14 protein-coding genes are annotated in these 18,250 nt (G+C 66.4%); 7 read left to right on the forward strand and 7 right to left on the reverse strand.

Features of this window, described 5'->3' with window-relative positions; translation table 11 throughout:
• Nucleotides 1-3: 3 nt before the first annotated feature.
• From D5S08_RS09285 to ahcY, 5 genes are read right to left on the reverse strand one after another with little or no spacing between them, the layout of a single operon-like run.
• Nucleotides 4-744, reverse strand: a complete 741-nt coding sequence (locus D5S08_RS09285) for a nucleotidyltransferase family protein (protein WP_121117815.1) — start codon at nt 742-744, stop codon at nt 4-6.
• Entirely contained in the window at nt 741-1,721 is a 981-nt protein-coding gene (locus tag D5S08_RS09290) for an aminoglycoside phosphotransferase family protein (RefSeq protein ID WP_121117817.1), read from the reverse strand. The genes D5S08_RS09285 and D5S08_RS09290 overlap by 4 nt, the downstream gene beginning before the upstream one ends.
• A complete protein-coding gene (tsaE, locus tag D5S08_RS09295; protein WP_175578916.1) occupies nt 1,718-2,167 on the reverse strand; it encodes a tRNA (adenosine(37)-N6)-threonylcarbamoyltransferase complex ATPase subunit type 1 TsaE in 450 nt (149 codons plus the stop codon). Before tsaE ends, D5S08_RS09290 begins: the two co-directional genes overlap by 4 nt.
• Nucleotides 2,164-4,329, reverse strand: coding sequence for a PAS-domain containing protein (locus D5S08_RS09300; protein WP_121117819.1), 2,166 nt, complete (start codon nt 4,327-4,329; stop codon nt 2,164-2,166). Before D5S08_RS09300 ends, tsaE begins: the two co-directional genes overlap by 4 nt.
• A gap of 52 nt (nt 4,330-4,381) precedes the next feature.
• Nucleotides 4,382-5,800: an adenosylhomocysteinase gene (gene ahcY, locus D5S08_RS09305; RefSeq protein ID WP_241557329.1), complete on the reverse strand. Its 1,419-nt coding sequence runs from the start codon at nt 5,798-5,800 to the stop codon at nt 4,382-4,384.
• A 163-nt stretch (nt 5,801-5,963) separates the two neighbouring features.
• On the opposite strand from ahcY, the gene D5S08_RS09310 reads away from it, so the two are divergent.
• A complete protein-coding gene (locus D5S08_RS09310) occupies nt 5,964-6,443 on the forward strand; it encodes a peroxiredoxin (RefSeq protein ID WP_121117823.1) in 480 nt (159 codons plus the stop codon).
• Nucleotides 6,444-6,613: 170 nt separating this feature from the next.
• Here D5S08_RS09310 and D5S08_RS09315 read toward each other — a convergent pair whose 3' ends face one another.
• On the reverse strand, nt 6,614-6,853 hold the full coding sequence (locus tag D5S08_RS09315) for a DUF6894 family protein (protein WP_121117825.1): 240 nt from the start codon (nt 6,851-6,853) through the stop codon (nt 6,614-6,616).
• A gap of 124 nt (nt 6,854-6,977) precedes the next feature.
• Here D5S08_RS09315 and D5S08_RS09320 point away from each other — a divergent pair, with 124 nt between their 5' ends.
• The 6 genes from D5S08_RS09320 to D5S08_RS09345 all read left to right on the forward strand — a co-directional run bounded on the left by D5S08_RS09320 (nt 6,978) and on the right by D5S08_RS09345 (nt 15,293).
• Nucleotides 6,978-7,742 carry an SDR family oxidoreductase gene (locus tag D5S08_RS09320; protein WP_121117827.1) on the forward strand — a complete coding sequence of 255 codons (765 nt, stop codon included), beginning with the start codon at nt 6,978-6,980 and terminating at the stop codon, nt 7,740-7,742.
• Between the two features lie 117 nt (nt 7,743-7,859).
• Complete coding sequence (locus tag D5S08_RS09325; protein WP_194074836.1) at nt 7,860-8,984, forward strand: aldose epimerase family protein; 1,125 nt, start codon at nt 7,860-7,862, stop codon at nt 8,982-8,984.
• A 97-nt stretch (nt 8,985-9,081) separates the two neighbouring features.
• Complete coding sequence (locus D5S08_RS09330; RefSeq protein ID WP_206610310.1) at nt 9,082-10,554, forward strand: serine hydrolase domain-containing protein; 1,473 nt, start codon at nt 9,082-9,084, stop codon at nt 10,552-10,554.
• 60 nt (nt 10,555-10,614) lie between these two features.
• Nucleotides 10,615-11,274: an HPP family protein gene (locus tag D5S08_RS09335; RefSeq protein ID WP_121117831.1), complete on the forward strand. Its 660-nt coding sequence runs from the start codon at nt 10,615-10,617 to the stop codon at nt 11,272-11,274.
• Nucleotides 11,275-11,363: 89 nt separating this feature from the next.
• Nucleotides 11,364-13,013: an MFS transporter gene (locus D5S08_RS09340; RefSeq protein WP_121117833.1), complete on the forward strand. Its 1,650-nt coding sequence runs from the start codon at nt 11,364-11,366 to the stop codon at nt 13,011-13,013.
• Between the two features lie 150 nt (nt 13,014-13,163).
• Nucleotides 13,164-15,293: an AsmA family protein gene (locus D5S08_RS09345; protein ID WP_121117835.1), complete on the forward strand. Its 2,130-nt coding sequence runs from the start codon at nt 13,164-13,166 to the stop codon at nt 15,291-15,293.
• A gap of 39 nt (nt 15,294-15,332) precedes the next feature.
• On the opposite strand, the gene D5S08_RS09350 is transcribed toward D5S08_RS09345, so the two are convergent.
• Complete coding sequence (locus tag D5S08_RS09350) at nt 15,333-18,011, reverse strand: TonB-dependent receptor (protein ID WP_241557330.1); 2,679 nt, start codon at nt 18,009-18,011, stop codon at nt 15,333-15,335.
• Between the last annotated feature and the right edge of the window lie 239 nt (nt 18,012-18,250).

Here is an 18,250-nt window from a genome sequence, read left to right on the forward strand (position 1 = left end):
CGGTCAGCCGCCTGCCAGGATCGCTTCGGTCGGCGCGATCGACTGCGGCGTGCCGACCTCGAACCACTCGCCGGTGAAGGCAATGCCGAACAGCCGGCCTTCCTCGATCGCGCGATCCCACAGCAGGTTGGTGGAGAACGGCCCGTCGGGTGCGTCGCGCAGCAGGCGCTTGGATACCAGCTGCACCCCGGTGAACACGAAGGGCGCGACCCGGGCGGCGCGGCGACGGCTGAGGCGGCCCAGGCCGTCCATGTGGAAGTCGCCGGTGCCGAGGAAGTTGTGCGTGCGGGCGTGACCCGTCACCAGCAGCAACGCATCCATTCGCGCCGGATCCCAGGCGCGCGAAAGTTCATGGAAGGCGTCGTACGGTCCATCCAGCCAAAGATTGTCGCTGTTCATGCAGAAGAACGGATCGGGCAGCAGGCCGGCCGCCCGCGCCAACCCGCCGCCGGTTTCCAGCAGCTGGTCCCGCTCGTCGGAGATCACGACCTGCGGGTTGGTGCGCTCCTTTACATGGGCCTCGATCGCGTCGCCCAGATAATGCACATTGACCACGGCACGAGCTATGCCGGCGGCGCTGAGGCGGTCGAGCGCGTGATCCAGCAGCGGCTTGCCGGCGACGCGCACCATCGGCTTGGGCTGGCTGATGGTCAGCGGCCGCATGCGCTTGCCCAGACCCGCGGCCAGCACCATGCAGGTGTCCGATGCCAGCGTCGGCAACAAGCCCTTTACCGGTGCGTTCATTGCAGTTCCCCGCCTTGCGTATCGCGCACTTCCTGCGGAATGTTGGCTGCGAACCAGGCGGCGACCGGTGCCAGCGCGGGGTGGTCAAGGTCGCGTTCCAGCGCATCCCAGACACGCGGTACGAAGGCCAGGTAGCGCGCCTTGCCGTCGCGCTTCCACAACCGGGCAAAAATGCCCACGATCTTGGCGTTACGCTGTGCACCCAGGCGGGCGTAATCGGCGCGGAAGGTATCGTCGGCTGCGGCGGCGGCACAGTACCGGTCCAGCATCGCGGCCTCCAGTTCCGGTGCAACATCGCGCCGGGCATCCTGAAGGAGGGACACCAGATCATAGGCGCGGTGCCCGACCAGCGCATCCTGGAAGTCGATCAGCCCTTGCGCGCCACCATCCAGCAGCATGATGTTTTCTGCGTGGTAATCGCGCAGGACGGTCACGCCAGGCGCCTGCCGGGCCAGCAACGGCTCCAGCACCTGTTCCCAGGCGGCGTGCCAACCCGCCGCATCGACCGAAAGCCCCATGGCCGGGCAGTACCATTCGACGAACAGGGCGGCTTCGCGCTGGTATATGGTCAGGTCATAGGGCGGGAAGGGTCCGGCCGGCTGCCGGTGCAATGCCACCAGCGTGTCGATCGCCGCGGCATAGACATCGCTTTCATCCTCCGGATGGTCGTCCAGCCAGTCACGCATGCGCGCCTCGCCGAAATCCTCCAGCAGCACCAGGCCTTGCTCCGCTTGGGCGGCCAGAATGTTGGGCGCGCGCTGCCCGTGATCGGCCAGCCATCCGGCGACATGCAGGAAGGGGCGCGGATCTTCATGCGGAGGCGGCGCGTCCATCAGCATGGCCGTGCGACCGTCGGAGGCGCGGATGCGGAAGTAGCGGCGGAAGCTGGCATCGCCGGCCAGCGGCTCCACCGCGGCATCGGCCCAGCCGGCTTCACTCAGGAATTCGTCGAGGCCCGCAGGCAGAGCATCATTCATGGGGCACGGCCATGCCAATCCGCGCCCGGTTCCACAATCGCCCTTCTCGCCTCACCCACTGTTTCGATGTGGACCGACAGGCAGCCGGGCTCGTGCGCGAAGCCGCCGGCATGGTCGGGCCATTCGGCGATCAGCGCCGCGCCGGCGCGGTAATCGTCCAGCCCGATCTCTGCGGCCTCGTCCGGCGAGCGCAGCCGGTAGAAGTCCGCGTGAACCAGCGGCAGGCGTACGGCGGGCGGATCATAGGTTTCCACGATGGTGAAAGTGGGGGACGGCACCTCCCCCGCATGGCCCGCAGCGGCGATGATGGCGCGCGCCAGCGTGGTCTTGCCCGCACCCAGCCCGCCGGTCAGCGCCACGACGTCGCCGGGGCGCAATGCCGCCTCTATCTGCCGCCCGAGTGCCTGCGTGGCGGCTTCGTCCGGCAGGTCAATCGTGCGGGTCACGGCAGCACGATGCTGGCAACGGTGCCGCGCACACCATCGGATCGCAGGCGCAGCTGCCCGTCCTGCGCCTCCACCAGCAGCCGTGCACGGGCCAGCGCCCGCCCGGCCTCGCTGCGCGCCGGCGCACTGCCCAGCGCCTCCTCCAGCACAACGGGCGCCAGCGGCAGTCCGTCATGCGCCAGCACGATACGCTCCGGCTTGCGGGGACCAGCCAGGGTGACCTGGATGCGACCGCCGTCCCGACAATCGGCAATGGCCCGTTGCAGCAGGATGTCCAACGCGGCGTCCAGTTGCTGCGGATCGGACTGCACCTCGCCCGCGCTGCGATCGCCGCGGAGATCCAGCTTCAGGCCGCGGGCGACGATCTCCTGTTCCTGCGCACGGACGGTTCGGGTCACGAACGGGAGCAGTTCGACCGTCTCGCGGGCACCGGACACGATCGGGCCGGTCTCGTGCTGCAGCGCCTGATCGGCCCGTTCCACCAGATCGGCCCGCTCTCGCAGGACATCCTCGCGCAACTTCTGGCCGGTGACATCGACGGCGGTCAGCAGGCCGTTGCCATCAGGCAGCGGGATACCGGCAAAGGCCAGGGTGCGGCCATCCGCCAGCATCACCTGCCCTGCCCGCATCCGCCGGTCGAGCGTGGCCGCACGCACCACATCGGCGATCGCAGCGGATTGCGCCGGGCGGGCCAGCCGCGTGGCGATCGCCTGCAGTACCGTGTCGAAGCGCGGCGCCGCCGGATCGGGACCGGTGCCCGGCGGCAGCAGGTCTTCCGGCAGATCCCACAACAGTCCGAAACGGCGGTTCCACAGCTGCAGCCGGCTGTCCGGCGCGACCACCGCAACCGCCTCGAACAGATTGTCGATCATGGCGGTGCGCACCCGCAGCAGCGTATCGCGTGCAGCCAGCACCGACAGCTGTTCCGACCGATCCTCCGCCACCAGCACCAACCCGCCATCCGGCAGCGGCAGGCCCAGCACCTTCAGATGCGTACCGCCCTTCACCACCCAGTCCGCCCGCATCGGCTCGCTTGCCTGGAACCAGCCGGCCAGTTCGCGGCGGAATGCGGGGAAGTCGCGCATCTCTGGCAGGCGTCCGGCTTCCCGCATCCGATCGAGCACGCGATCGAGCGGCAGGCTGTCCACCGCCGCGGTGGGATCCAGACCGAAGATGCGGGTGAACGGATCGTTGACAAAGTCCACCCGGCGGGCGGCGGAAAACTGCGCGACGCCCAGCGGCAGATTGTCCAACAGGACGCGCTGGCTGGACTGGAATGCGGCCAGTTCGCGGGCCAGCAGCTCGCGCTCCTCCACGTCCAGCGCGTAACCGGCGACGTTTTCAGTGTTTGCGATCGGCAGGTCCGTGACCTTCAGCGCGCGCCGTTCGCCGGCGATCGTCGCCTGCACCCGGCGCGACAAGGGCGCGCCCTTTTCCGCTGCGCGGGCGGCGGCGGCGCGGGCGTTCATGCCGTCGACCGGTTCGACCAGCTCCAGCCCGCATTCAAGCACGGTTGCGGCGTCGGGCAAACCCACCGCATCAGCATAGGGCTGGTTGACGAACCGCAACGTGCCATCGGGGCCCCGCACCCACATGGGCAGAGGCGCCTGTTCCACCAGCCCGACCAGCGCGGTGAAATCGGCGGAAGCCTCCGCCGCCTGCTTGCGCGCGCTGGCAAGTTCGGCATCGCTGTCCGATACGTCGAACCACCACAGCAGCGCGGTCCCTTCCGGTGCGACGGCGGGATCGGCCAGCTGGCCCTGCACGGACAGGCTGCGCGATTTGCCGCCGCGTGCCTGCAGCACGATGGAGAAGGATGCGGCGCTTTTCTGAGTGCGGCGGACCTGTTCCGCCAGGCTGTCCACATCGGCCGGGTTCAGGCCGGTCGCATGCCGGCCAAGCTCGGGCAGGTATTCGGGCAAGCGATCGAGGCCGAGCAGCGATGCCAGTCGTTCCGGCCCTTCGATCCGCCCGTCCGACCGGACCAGCAGCGGCAGGGCCGGCGCGGTGTCGATCATGCGGGTCAGACGGCGGACATTGGCCCGGGCGCTGCGGGCCTGCCGCTCCCGCGACCGGGCCCCCAGCGCAATCCACGCCGCCCCCACGCTCCAGGCGGAGAGCAGCAGGCCGAGCAGGACCAGCGCGAGGGGCGACAATTGCATCGGCCGCCAGCGCTATGGGCGCAGGCGGCGCGATGCAAGAGCCACGGCCGGCTTAGTAGCGGTAATGGTCCGACTTGAAGGGGCCGGTGACCGGCACGCCGATGTAATCGGCCTGCTTCTGGCTCAGCGTCGTCAGCTTCACGCCCAGCTTTTCCAGATGCAGCGCGGCGACCTTCTCGTCCAGGTGCTTGGGCAGGACATAGACGTCGTTCTTGTACTGCTCCGCCTTCTGGAACAGCTCGATCTGGGCCAGCACCTGGTTGGTAAAGGAACAGCTCATCACGAAGCTGGGGTGACCGGTGGCGCAGCCCAGGTTCACCAGCCGGCCCTTGGCCAGGATGATGATCTTCTTGCCGTCAGGGAAGGTCACCACGTCGGTGCCGGGCTTCACTTCCTGCCAGTCGTAATTGTCCAGTGCGCTGATCTGGATCTCGCTGTCGAAGTGGCCGATGTTGCAGACGATGGCCATCGGCTTCATCGCCTTCATGTGCTCGGCCGTGATCACGTCTTCGTTGCCGGTGGTGGTGACAAAGATGTCGCAGCGGGTCACCGCTTCTTCCATCGTCACGACTTCGTAGCCTTCCATGGCGGCCTGCAATGCGCAGATCGGGTCGATTTCGGTCACCATCACGCGGGCGCCGCCATTGCGCAGCGAATCGGCGCTGCCCTTGCCCACATCGCCGAAGCCGGCGACGCAGGCGACCTTGCCGGCCAGCATCACGTCCGTCGCGCGGCGGATCGCGTCGACCAGCGATTCCTTGCAGCCATACAGATTGTCGAACTTCGACTTGGTGACGCTGTCATTCACGTTGATCGCGGGGAACGGCAGGCGGCCCTGCTTGGCCAGCGAATACAGGCGGTGGACGCCGGTGGTGGTCTCCTCGCTGACGCCCTTGATCGCCTGCACGGTGCGGGTCAGGTAGCCGGGCTTGGCCTTCAGGAAGGCGTTCAGTGCGCGGACGAACTCGATCTCCTCGGCGTTGCTCGGCTCGAACAGGGTCTCGCCCGCCTCGACCCGGGCGCCCCACAGCGCGAACATGGTGGCATCGCCACCATCGTCCAGGATCAGGTTGCAGGTCAGGTCCTCGTCGGCCTCGCTCGACCAATCGAAGATGCGGCCGACATAGTCCCAGTAATCGGCCAGGCTTTCGCCCTTGATGGCGAAGATCGGCGTGCCACCCGCGGCGATCGCCGCGGCGGCGTGGTCCTGCGTCGAATAAATGTTGCAGGTGGCCCAGCGCACTTCGGCGCCAAGGGCCACCAGGGTCTCGATCAGTACGGCGGTCTGAATCGTCATGTGCAGCGACCCGGTGATCCGCGCGCCCTTCAGCGGCTGCTGTGCACCGTATTCCTCGCGCACGGCCATCAGGCCGGGCATCTCGGTTTCGGCGATCTCGATCTCCGCCCGGCCGTAATCGGCAAGGCTGATATCCTTGATGACGTAGTCGTGTTCAGGCGCAACGGTGGCCACGTGGACGAACTCCTGCTGGTTGGCTGAGGGCGCTGCCGGGGCTCCACGCGGCGCCGTGGTGGTGCGCCCCTTAGCGCGGCGGACGGAGCCTTGCAAACCGGCGGTTGCGCAAGGGCCCCCACCCCCTATCTGGGCGACGGACATCAACAGGAGCTCTATCCGCATGACCATTGCCAAAGGTGACCGCCTGCCCGACGTGAAGCTGACCAAGGTCACGCCCGCGGGTCCGGACGCAGTGCAGTCCGCCGACTATTTCGCCGGCCGCAAGGTGGCGCTGTTCTCCGTCCCTGGTGCCTACACCCCCACCTGCTCCGCGCGTCACCTGCCCGGCTTCGTGGAGAAAGCGGCCGAGCTGAAGGCAAAGGGCGTGGACGAGATCGCCTGCACCGCGGTGAACGATGCCTTCGTGATGGGCGCGTGGAACGAGGCGTCCGGGTCGCAGGACATCACCATGCTGGCCGACGGCAATGGCGAGTTCGCAGAGGCCTTGGGCCTGACCATGGACGGCAGCGGCTTCGGCTTGGGCAAGCGCGGGCAGCGCTTCTCCATGATCGTGGACGATGGCGTAGTGACCGAGCTGAACGTGGAGCAGGCGGGCGACTTCAAGGTCAGCAGCGCAGAATACATGCTGGGCCAGCTCTGAGGTCGAACGGGGCGCCCGGGGGCGCCCCGCCATGCTGGGCGAGTGTCACGTGGGGCCGTCGACTCCCTGCCTTGTGGGTCGAGGCCGGATGCCATCACGATTCCGTTCAATGACCGGCCACGACGGCGCCGGCTTGAAGTGGCGGATCACGACCGCCCTGACATCTGCATCTATTCAAGCCACGAGATCGATGCGGAGGCCGGTACCGTGGCAAGCAGCGCCCCCGCCGCGTCGCAGATCCGGTATTCGAGCCTGATCGCGTCGTTTCCGGCAGCAATCATCTGGGAGATCATCAAGCGCGCGCTCTGGCGTGCACTTTCACGAGCTGCGTCGAGATCTGCAAACCACTCTCCTTCAAGGTCCCGGGCGCACTGTTTCGCATAGGACACATGTGTGTAGAAGCACGGCATAGGAGTGAAACCTCGCTGCGCCCCTGCAGTTTCTCAAGACTGTGCCATGGTCGGCAACACCACCTAGAGCAAATGCCGCCTTTCGCATCCCAGCGTTGCATCAACCATCAAGGAAAGCGGAACCATGAAGACAAGCGGGAACACCATTCTGATCACGGGCGGCGGCTCCGGCATCGGTGAGTCCCTGGCGCACCGGTTCCACGATGCCGGCAACACGGTGATCGTCGCCGGGCGTCGGCGAGAGGCACTGGAAAGCGCCATCGCCGGACGCGAGAACATGCATGCGATCGAGCTGGACGTCGAGGATGCGGAAGGCCTTGCCGATTTCACCCGGCGCCTGCTGGCGGAGCATCCGACCGTGAACGTCCTGTTCAACAATGCCGGCATCATGCGCATCGAGGAGCTGGGCCACGCCCGTGATCTCGGCGATGCGGAAGCGACGGTCACCACCAACCTTCTCGGACCGATCCGGCTGACGAATGCGTTGATCGATCATCTGGCGGCGCAGCCCGATGCCGCGATCATAAATGTGAGTTCAGGGCTGGCTTTCGTGCCGCTGCTGACATCGCCGACCTACAGTGCGACGAAGGCGGCAATCCACTCCTACACGATGTCGCTGAGAGAGGTCCTGCGTGGCCGGATCGAGGTGATCGAACTCGTCCCCCCGGCGGTGCAGACAAAGCTGACTCCGGGGCAGGAGAGCCGCGAAGGCTACCTCCCGCTGGACGCGTTCATCGACGAGGTGATGACCTTGTTCTCGCAAGTGCCGACCCCGCCGGAGATCCTGGTGGAACGGGTAGGCTTCCTGCGGAACGCCGAGCGGGAGGGCCGGCTGGAGCAGGCGCTCGCCGCGCTCAACACCCCGGCTAAGGAGATCGGCGGGGACTGAATACCGCCAGTCATGCGACCGATCCGGCCGGGCGCATAATTGCCCTGGCCGAGCGGGCCAGAGTACCGCGCAAGATGAGGGTCGCGATCCCGAAGCGCTTGCCATAGAAAGCAGCGCATGAAGATCATCGCCCTTCTTGCCGCCGCTTTGCCCATGGGCGCTGCCGCGCAGTCGTCAGAGGATCCCACCATTGTCCTGCGCAATGCAGGCGGCATGTCCGTTGAGGTCATTCCCCAGGGTGCGATCGTGAAGGCGATCATGGTGCCGGATCGGACAGGCGAGATGGCGAACGTCGTGCTCGGCTATCCCGAGGCTACCGACTATCGCACCAAGGTAAAGAAGAACGGCTTCGGTGCGACAATCGGGCGTTATGCCGGGCGGATCGCAGGCGCGCGTTTCACCATCGATGGCCGGCAGATCGATCTGGTGGCGAATGACGGCGCCAATGCGCTCCATGGTGGCGGAGCCGAAGGCTTCGATACTGCCGACTGGCAGGTCAGCCGCCCGTCTGCCGGTGACGCGGCCAGCAGTGAGGCTGGCGCGGACGAGGTCACGTTCACGCTGGTCAGCCCCGATGGCTTCCAGAACTTCCCCGGCGAGCTGTCGGTGTCGGTTACTTACCGACTGGCTGCCGACAATGCGCTGCACATCGAGTACAGCGCACGCACGACCCGGCCGACGGCGTTCAACATCACCAATCACAGCTACTTCAACCTGGCGGGCGAAGGTAGCGGAATCGTTGCCGGCCAATGGCTGAAGCTGGAGGCGGATCGCTACATCGTCACCGACGAGGGCGGCATACCGACGGGAGAGCTGGCACCGGTAGCCGGCACGCCGATGGATTTCCGCTGTCCGTACAATCTGGGTGAGCGGATCGCGAACCCGGCTCCGCCGCTTACCGCGCGGGGCTACAATCATGCATGGCTGTTCGACAAGGCCGATGGGCAGCTTGCGGCGGTCGCGCTGTTGATCGATCCCGGGTCAGGCCGGACGCTGACGATCGAAACGACCGAGCCTTCGATCCAGGTCTATACCGGCGGCTACATCGACGGCACCGATGCCGGGCCGAGCGGCCATGTCTATCAGCCCGGCGACGGCATCGCGCTGGAGGTGCAGCATGTTTCCGACAGCCCCAACCAACCGCAGTTCCCGACGACGATCCTGCGACCCGGCCAGACCTATCGCCAGACAACGATCTGGCGCTTTGGCACCGATGGTGCCCGGTCCGTCTCCTGCTCGTGAACGCCGGCAGCCATCCAGCGCCTCCAATGCAATCGGCCGGAGCGGCGACATCGGCCCAGATATCTAGGCCGCCAGGAACAGGCGAGCCGGACGGAGGATGGGCACCAAGATCCCGCCGGTGGCGATGACTACTTGCCTGCTTTCGATCGACGCTGTGGAGAAGAAAGCGCGCGAACTGGCGGCAGGTGCTTGCTATGCGCGACGATCAGAGCGGCGCGGGCAGATGCCTGCGACGCGGCACGGGAAACAGGGCAAGGGACAGGGTATGAAGCGATTAGGTATGACGGCCGCACGGATCGCCTCGTCCCTTGTGATCTCGACCGCCTTGCTGGGCTTTTCGGGCGTGGCCCATGCCCAGGCATCCCATCAGGCCGTTGCTGCGTCGCCGCCCGGCATTTCTTCGGAGCGGCTGGACCGCCTTCGTGCCGAACTGCAGCGCTATGTCGATGAAGGCAGGCTGGCAGGAGCGGTGGTCCGGGTTTCGCAGAACGGCACGCCTGTCCTGTCGGAAGCCGTGGGCTGGCGCGACAGGGAAGCGGGCGACCCGATGCAGGAAGACAGCATCTTCCGCATCGCGTCCCAGACCAAGGCTCTGACCAGCGTCGCCGTGCTGATGCTTATGGAGGAAGGCAAGCTGCTGCTCGGCGATCCTGTCGGCAAGCACCTGCCGGAGTGGCAGAATCCCACAGTGGCGGTCGCCACGCCCGAAGGCGGCTACGACATCGTCCCGGCCGATCGGCCGATCACCATCCGCGATCTGCTGACCCATACTGCCGGCATCTCCTATGGCGGTGGGCCGGCCGAGCAGGCGTGGCGTAATGCGGGCCTGGCTGGTTGGTACTTTGCCGACCGCAGCGAGCCTGTGTCGGCTGCCGTCGCCCGCATGGCGTCGCTGCCGATGGCGGAGCAGCCGGGCGAGAAGTTCGTCTATGGCTACAACACCGACATTCTTGGCGTGATCGTCGAGAAGCTCAGCGGCATGTCGCTGCAGGCCTTTCTCGATGAACGCCTGATCACGCCGCTGGGCATGAAGGACACGTCCTTCTACCTGCCGCGCGAGAAAGCCGGGCGGCTGGCGGTCGTCTACGAGGCCGAGCAAGGCGGCGTCAGGCGCGCGGCTGACGCAGACGCCTGGACCGGCGGCGGACATTTTGGCCAGGGCCATTATCTCCACGGTCCTCGCGTCGCCTATTCGGGCGGAGCCGGTCTTCTCTCGACCGCGGCCGATTACAGCCGTTTCCTGGAGATGCTACGACAGGGTGGCGAGCTTGACGGACGGCGGTATCTGGGCCGCAAGTCGGTCGAGCTGATGACCTCCAACCACCTCGGGCAGATCGAGTATGATCCCGGGATGGGCTTCGGGCTCGGTTTCGCCATTCGCCTCGACCTGGGTGCCGCCGGCCAGCCCGGCTCGGAGGGCGAGTTCAGTTGGGGCGGCGCGTATCACAGCCAGTACTGGGTCGATCCAAAGGAGGGCCTCACCGTCGTTTATCTGACGCAGCTCCTGCCCGGTGGAGACATCGACGATCATGGCAAGCTGCGGACCCTGATCTACCAGGCCGTCGAGTAACGCCGCCACCTCCTGCCTGAGCTTGCTTCGCGGCCCTGCATTCGCCTAGTTGCCGACGGCATGTCCCTGTTCAGACCCTTGCTGGCCGGCGCGCATTTCGGCGAGCGGCTTCTCGCATGCCTTGGCGCCGCGATCGGCATCGGCCTGACCATGGTCGTGTGCGCCGGCCTGCCGATCGGCGCGGCCGATATCCCGATCATCGTCGCGCCGCTGGGGGCGTCGGCCGTGCTGGTATTCGCTGTGCCGAGCAGCCCTTTGGCGCAGCCTTGGCCGGTGGTTGGCGGCAACATCATCTCCACGCTGGTGGGCGTCACCGCATTTCAACTGGTGCCCCAGCCAGCGGTGGCGGCCGGACTGGCAGTGGGTGGTGCCATCCTGGTCATGTCGCTCCTGCGCTGCCTCCACCCGCCAGGCGGCGCGGCGGCGTTGACGGCGGTGATCGGCGGATCAGGGGTGCATGGGGCGGGCTATGCCTTCGCATTTGCGCCCGTCGGGATCAATTCGATCGCCCTGGTCGCGCTGGCGCTGTTCATCCATCGTGCGACGGCCCGCTCCTACCCCCATGTCCCACCGCTGCCCGCCCCGACCCCCAACCTGCAGCCTGCCGATATCGACAGGGCGCTGGACGAGATGCATGAAAGCTTCGACATCAGCCGGGCCGATCTCGACGCCCTGCTGATGCGGGCGCAGGCGCATGCGGCCCGCCGCAGCAAGTCATAGGGTCTGTCCGCCGCAGATTGGCGTAACTCACCTGCGGTGCACGGTTTCCGAGCTTGGCATCGATCAAAGGATCGCGCATCTGGCACGGGATGGCAGATCCCTCGCCGAACTCGCCCTTGTCGTTCCCGGTGTTTCGCGCCGTGTGGATCGCGAGCATGGCGTCCAACTTCGGCGGGCTGATCCAGTCGGTCGGCGCATCGTGGCTGATGACCTCGCTTACGCCGTCCTCCCAGATGGTCGCCCTGGTGCAGGCTTCCACGGCCCTCCCCATCCTGCTGCTCTCTTTATGGTCGGGCGCGGTCGCGGACAATCTTGACCGCAGGCGTGTCATGCTTGCCGCGCAGGGCTTCATGCTGCTGGTGTCCGTCACCCTGGCGGCCGTCTCCTTTGCCGGGTGGATCACCCCCTGGCTGCTGCTCTGCTTCACGTTCCTGATCGGCTGCGGCGCAGCGATGAACGGCCCGGCATGGCAGGCATCGGTGGGCGACATGGTCCCCCGTGCCGCGCTGCCCGGTGCGGTCGCGCTCAATTCCATGGGCTTCAACATCGCGCGCAGCCTTGGTCCGGCGATCGGCGGGGCCATTGTCGCTGCCGCGGGCGCGGCGGCCGCGTTCGTCGTCAATGCGGTCAGCTATGTCGGGCTGATCGCCGTACTCACGCGGTGGAAACCCGACCTTGCCGTGCGCGTCCTGCCGCGCGAGACGCTGGGCCATGCGATGGCGGCCGGGGTGCGCTACGTCGCCATGTCGCCCGACATCCGCACCGTGCTCATGCGCGCCCTGATATTCGGCGTGGGCGCGAGCGCGGTGCCGGCGATGATGCCCCTGATCGCGCGGGACGTGATCGTGGGCAATTCGCTCACCTATGGCGTGCTGCTGGGCGCTTTCGGGATCGGCGCCGTCGGCGGCGGGCTGATGGTCCGCCGGTTGCGCGACCGCATGAAGGTGGAGATGATCGTCCGTGTGGCAGCCGCCGCGATGGTAGGCGGCAGCGTGGTGACCGGGCTCAGCCAGACCTTGCTGCTGACCATCCCGGCGCTGGCACTGGCTGGTGGCGGCTGGGTGCTGGCGCTGTCGACGTTCAACGTCACGGTGCAGTTGTCGGCACCGCGCTGGGTCGTGGCGCGGGCGCTGTCGCTTTATCAGATGTCGGCGTTCGGCGGCATGACGGGCGGAGCGGTGCTGTTCGGCAGCATCGCCGATGTTGAGGGCGTGCAGACTACCTTGCTTGTGGCGGCGGGTGTTCAGGCGCTGACGATTCTGGCAGGGCTCGTCCTTCCCCTTCCCGCCGCGCGCGACCTGGACCTGGCGCTGCGCGAGTGGGCGGAACCGGAGACGGCCGTGTCGGTCGACGAACGTAGCGGACCGATCGTGGTGACGATCGAATATCGCATCGCGCCCGAAGATATCGCCCGCTTCCTCAACGTCATGCACGAGCGCAGGCGGATCCGCAGGCGCGACGGGGCGAGACACTGGACCTTGCTGCGCGATCTGGGCGAGAGCGCATTGTGGATCGAGCGGTACCATGTCGCGACCTGGCTCGATTACGTGCGCCACAACCAGCGTCGCACGCAGGAGGACGCGCAGAACACCCGTGACATCCTGGCGCTGCACATCGGCGGCGCGCGGCCTGTCGTGCACCGCATGATCGAGCGCCAGACCAGCACGCTGCCCGGAATGCGCGACGCTTCTCCGCGGGAACTCGCCGAACCGATGACCGACACAGCACGCCAGAGCTGATCGACGAAACCGTTGGGCTGGCCAGCGATTGTTGCAGGGCAGCGGCAGAGAAGCGTCCCGCGACTGTTTGCGCCGGGAACTGGCCATATTGTGGCAAGGTGCTGAGGCGTATGGGCCAGACTGGATCCACGGTGATGATTGGTGCACGGCATGATCGAGGGTGACGAGGCGGATCCGGTCAAGACCGGCGCGCAGCCTGAAGCCGCCGGGGGCGTGACTGACGCGGACACGCGCCGTCACAAGGCCTGGCGGATCGCCCGTAATGTCGCTGTCTGCCTCGTGGCCGTCATCGCCATCCTCTGGCTGGTGCTGTTCATCACCAAGGGTCGTTTTCTAAAGGGTCCGTTCGAGCGCACGGTGACCAGCCTGATCGACCGGCCGGTGACGGTACGCGGGGACTTCCAGCTCTACTTCGCACCGTTCGATATCAAGCTGTTCGCCGAAGGGCTGACGGTCGCCAATCCCGCATGGACCACGCAGCGTCATCTGTTCGCCGCGCGCCGCATTGATACCAGGATTGCGCCACTGTCACTGCTGTTCGGCAAGCGGCGACTGCGCTGGCTGGACCTGGACGATGCCGCCCTGGATCTGGAATGGAATGCGGCGCATACCGCCAACAGCTGGACCTTCTCCAGCGACGGCGGTGGCGAGCCGTTCGAGATGCCGATCATCGAGCGCGCCAAGCTGGTTTCGACCGCGCTTCGCTACCGCGATCCGCAGCTCGACCTCCTGGCCGATCTCGATTTCTCGTCAGTCACTTCGCAAAACGCCCGTATCGGTGAGGCGGTCCGCTTCACCGGCGACGGACGCATCCGGAAGACCCCGTTCACGCTGCGCGGCGAGTTGCTGACCCCCAACGCGACGGCTGCAGGCGGACGCAACCGGCTCGTCCTGCAGGCTGATGCCGGTAACGATCACATCACCATGTCCGGCACGCTGCCCAGTCTCGCCGATATTGAAGGCGTGCCGCTGGCGGTGACCGCACGCGGGAACGACGTTTCCGAACTGCTCGCCATCCTCGGCATCGTCGTGCCGCGTACGCGCGTCTATCAGCTGAAGACGACACTGGTGAAACGGGACAGCCGGTACCGCTTCGGCGATTTGTCCGGTCGCTTCGGCGACAGCGACATTGCCGGGGCATTCACCATCAACAATGGCGGCGAACGCGTCCATATCGACGCCGATCTGGCCACGCGGATGCTCGACATCGTCGATGTTGCGCCCTTCATCGGCTACAACCCCGATCTGGTCGCCAGCAAGGGATATGCCGCAGCAGCCAGGGCGACGGGTGCAGCGCCTGCACGCCTGTTGCCCGACGCCACGCTCCGCGCAGAGGGGCTGCGCGCGTTCGACGCCGACGTGCGCTACAAGGTCGCGCGACTGCGATCGGACAAGATGCCGGTCACCGATATCGCGGTGATCGTGGCGCTGGATGACGGGCTGCTCAGCCTGTCCCCGTTCGGCTTCACGATGGCGCGTGGCGCCGTCACTTCGGATGTGCGCATCGACTGGCGCAGGCGGCCTGCGCGCATCACCTATGATTTCCGGCTGGGCGCTACCCCGATGACGCAATTGCTGAGCGGATTCGGCGTGGCCGAGGCCGGAACCAACGGCACGATCAGCGGCCGTTTGCAGCTGGAGGGCGATGGCGACACGCTGCATGATTCACTGGCCACCTCGCGCGGCCGTATCGCCTTTGTCATCCCGCAGGGCACCTTGACGACCCGCAACGTCCAGCTTTCCGAACTGGACCTGGGTACGTTCGTGCAGAAGATGTTCGAGGAGCGGCTGGAGGAGCCGGTGAACATCAATTGTGGCCTGGTCGCGTTCACCGTGCGGCGCGGGGTTGCGGCTGCCGATCCGATCCTGATCGACACCCGCAAGAACGTCATCACCGGGCGAGGCGGGTTCAGCTTCGCGACCGAGCAGATGGACCTCGCCTTCAGTGCGGACGCCAAGAAGTTCAGCCTGTTCTCAGGCCAGTCGCCGGTTCGAGTCGGCGGCTATTTCTCGGAGCCTTCGCTGGCGGTGGTCAGCCCGGAACTGCTTGGCCGTGCCGGAATAGGCCTGGGGCTCGCCGCTCTGGCCGCGCCGCCGGCGGCATTGCTGGCCTTCGTCGATGTCGGCGATGCGGAAAGCGCTGCATGCGGACCGGTTCTGGCCGGGGCCACTGCAGAGGCGCAACGCACCCGAGACGGCGAACGGCGCGACGACGTCGGCGATGGCGAAACCGCCACGGCGACCACCAAGCCGCGCAAGAAATTCCTCGGAATTTTCTGAGTTGGATTGCCCATCACCCCGCGCCGCGGGGTGGCGGGCTCAGAACCGGTAGCGCGCCCCCACGCCATAGGTGCGCGGCTGGTTGGTATATCCCGACACTGCGAAGGGCTGCGCCACCGAGTCGAACACCGAAAGCAGGTAGCGATTGTCGAGCAGGTTGCGGCCCCACACCGACAGCTCCACGCCAGCGCTATCCATGACATAGGTGAGCGAGGCCGACAGCTCGTTCACTTCCCGCGTGAACTGGTCGGCCGCCGCAATGGCTGCGCCCTGACCCTGGCTGACAAAGCCTGGCAGGCCCTCCACAATGTTGGTCTCGGCCTCGTGATGAAAGGTCGAGCGCAGCACGAGCTCGTCCCCGCCGGGCAGCGGCTGGATCCATTGTCCGCCCACCACCACGGTCCAGTCCGGCACCCCGGCCACGCTCAGGCCAGACAGGTCGCCGACCGAGGATAGCGGGAACTCCTGATAGGTCGCATCCAGCCAGGTGACGCCCAGGCTGAGCGTAAGCGGGTCGACCGGATTGGCCGTGCCCTCGAACTCCACGCCCCAGGTGCGCTGCTTGCCGGCATTGGCGAGGAAGAAGCCGGTGCCGGTGAAGATGTTGGACTGAAAGCCGTCGATGTCCTGCCGGAAACCGGTGAGATTGGCCGAATAACGGCCCCTGCTGGCCTTCAGTCCCACTTCGATGACGCTGGCCTCCTCCGGACCTGCGAAGCGGCTGCCATAGGTGAGATTGTTGACTGCCAGCCCCGCCCCGGCAAGCGCCGCCGCGTCGCCGAGGAACGGGCGGCTGTCGCGCGACAGGTTGAAAGAGCTCGCCTTGAAGCCGGTGGCATAGCTTGCATAGACATTGAGCGCGTCATCCACATCGTAGGCCAGGCGGATCGTATAGGCGAAATCATTGTCGTCGGTCTCACCGCTCTCCACCGCATTGGGAAGGTTGACGAAGGGTGGGAACAGCTGAAGCGCGCGCGCGCCGAGCAGCGGGTTAACCTGCGGGTTGGCCGCGTTGACGGCGGCGAAGGCCTGCGCCCCTGCCTGCACCTGGGCAAAGCCGGCCGGGCTGGCCTGCGCGAAGCCGCCGATCTCCGCCTGCGTGGCAGGCCGGCCGAGCCCGAGCAGAGTGCCCACCGTGGTGGCAATGCCCTGCGCTGTGATCGCCCGGCCGCCGGCATCCACCAGATCGATGCCGGAAAACACATCGGAGGAAGCGTAAGTGGTGGTCGCCCGCTTCTCGTCCATCGTGTAATTCCCGCCCAGTGTCAGGACGAGGCCAGCAGCGATCTCGACATCGAACTGGCCGAACAGGGAGAGCGCCTGGTTCTCGAGATCGAAGGTGCCCGTTTCGCTCACACCAGGCACGAAGAACCGCCCGATATATTGCGCAGGGTTGCCATACAGCGTGCCCAGCGTGCCTTCCAGGTTCGTCACCGCCGCGCCGCTGCCATTCCCACCGACGCTGATGTCCGCGAAGGTCCGGAAAGAATCGCCGGTGACGACATCCTGCCGCTCCCGCACCTTTTCATCGAAGTAATAGAGGCCGAGCAGCGCGGTGACCGGCCCGAAGGTTGCGGTGGCGCGCAGTTCCTGCGTGAAGGTTTCCAGCGTCTGGTCGTAGAAACGGCGCAGCAGGTCGGCGGAGGTAAAGTCCACATCCTGGCCATAGGTACCGTCGGTCGTGCGGAAAGCGGTGATGGAGGTCAGCGCCACCCGGCCGAGGTCCAGGTCGAACTGCCCCGACACTCCGACATTGTCGATGACGTTGGTGGAGGGGAAATTGTTGTACACCACATTGCCGAACCGGTCGGCCGGATCGCTCACCTGCCCGCCCAGCGCGCGGATCGCGGCGGTGGCGGGCGAGCTGAGCAGGTTCACGACGCCGCAGCAATTCTCGTCGATGCGATCATAGTCCACGATCAGGCGCGCGGTCAGCGCTCCACCATTGTCGAACAGCCCCTGCCCACGAATGAACCAGCGATCCCGTTCGTTGGTGCGCGTGCCGGAGCCTTCGTCGCGATTGTATCCGTCCCGCCGGTTGATGCCGGCGGCAAGGCTCACCGCGACGTGATCGTCCAGCGGGCCGCTGGCATAGGCGCGGGCGACGAGGGCGTCGTAATTGCCATAGGACAGCTCGGCCGATCCGGTCGGCGTGAAGCTGGGCAGGCGGGTGACGATGGAGATGACACCCGCGCTCGCATTTTTGCCGAACAGGGTGGATTGCGGCCCACGCAGCACCTCGATGCGGGCGACATCGGGCAGGTCGCCGATCTGCGCGGAGGTGCGCGAACGATAGACCCCATCCACGAACACACCGACCGAGGGTTCGATGCCGGCATTGTTGGCGCCGTTGCCGAAGCCGCGGATGATGAAATTGGTGTTGGCGGAGCTCTGCAGCTGCGTCACCCGCAGCGATGGCACCACCGATTGCAGGTCGCGCAGGTCGCGGATCTGCTCGCGCTCCAGCGTCTCGGCCGTGGTCACGGTTACGGCCACCGGAGTTTCCTGCAGCGTCTGTTCGCGCTTGGTGGCGGTGACGATGATGGCATTGCCGGGCACGTCCCGCGAAGCGGAGGTGTCCGCACTTGCACTGGCCTCCGCAGGGAGGGAGGCGGCATCCTGCGCGATGGCAGCACCCGGCAAGACCGCCGCCGAACACACGCCGCACAGCGCCATTGCCCGCAGACCACGCACCGAGAGAGCGAACTCGATGATCATAGGAACCTCACCCCTCCGTGCACGATCATCCCTGCAAGTTCTGCCTGGTGCCATGCTTCTGTAATCCGACGATTAGATCGCGGATCGTAGGGAAGCAATCACTTGCGAGCCGCTCGGTCCATGTAGTCATGCATCGTACCAAAGCTTCCGCGAGGCGCGGCCGAACAGTGCGCCGCGAGTGCCCGCACGATCACATCATCTGCGAGGCACAGCTTCGCCCGCAGTAGTTTGTGCAGTGC

The sequence above is a fragment of the Croceibacterium ferulae genome (assembly GCF_003660445.1).
GTDB lineage: Bacteria > Pseudomonadota > Alphaproteobacteria > Sphingomonadales > Sphingomonadaceae > Croceibacterium > Croceibacterium ferulae.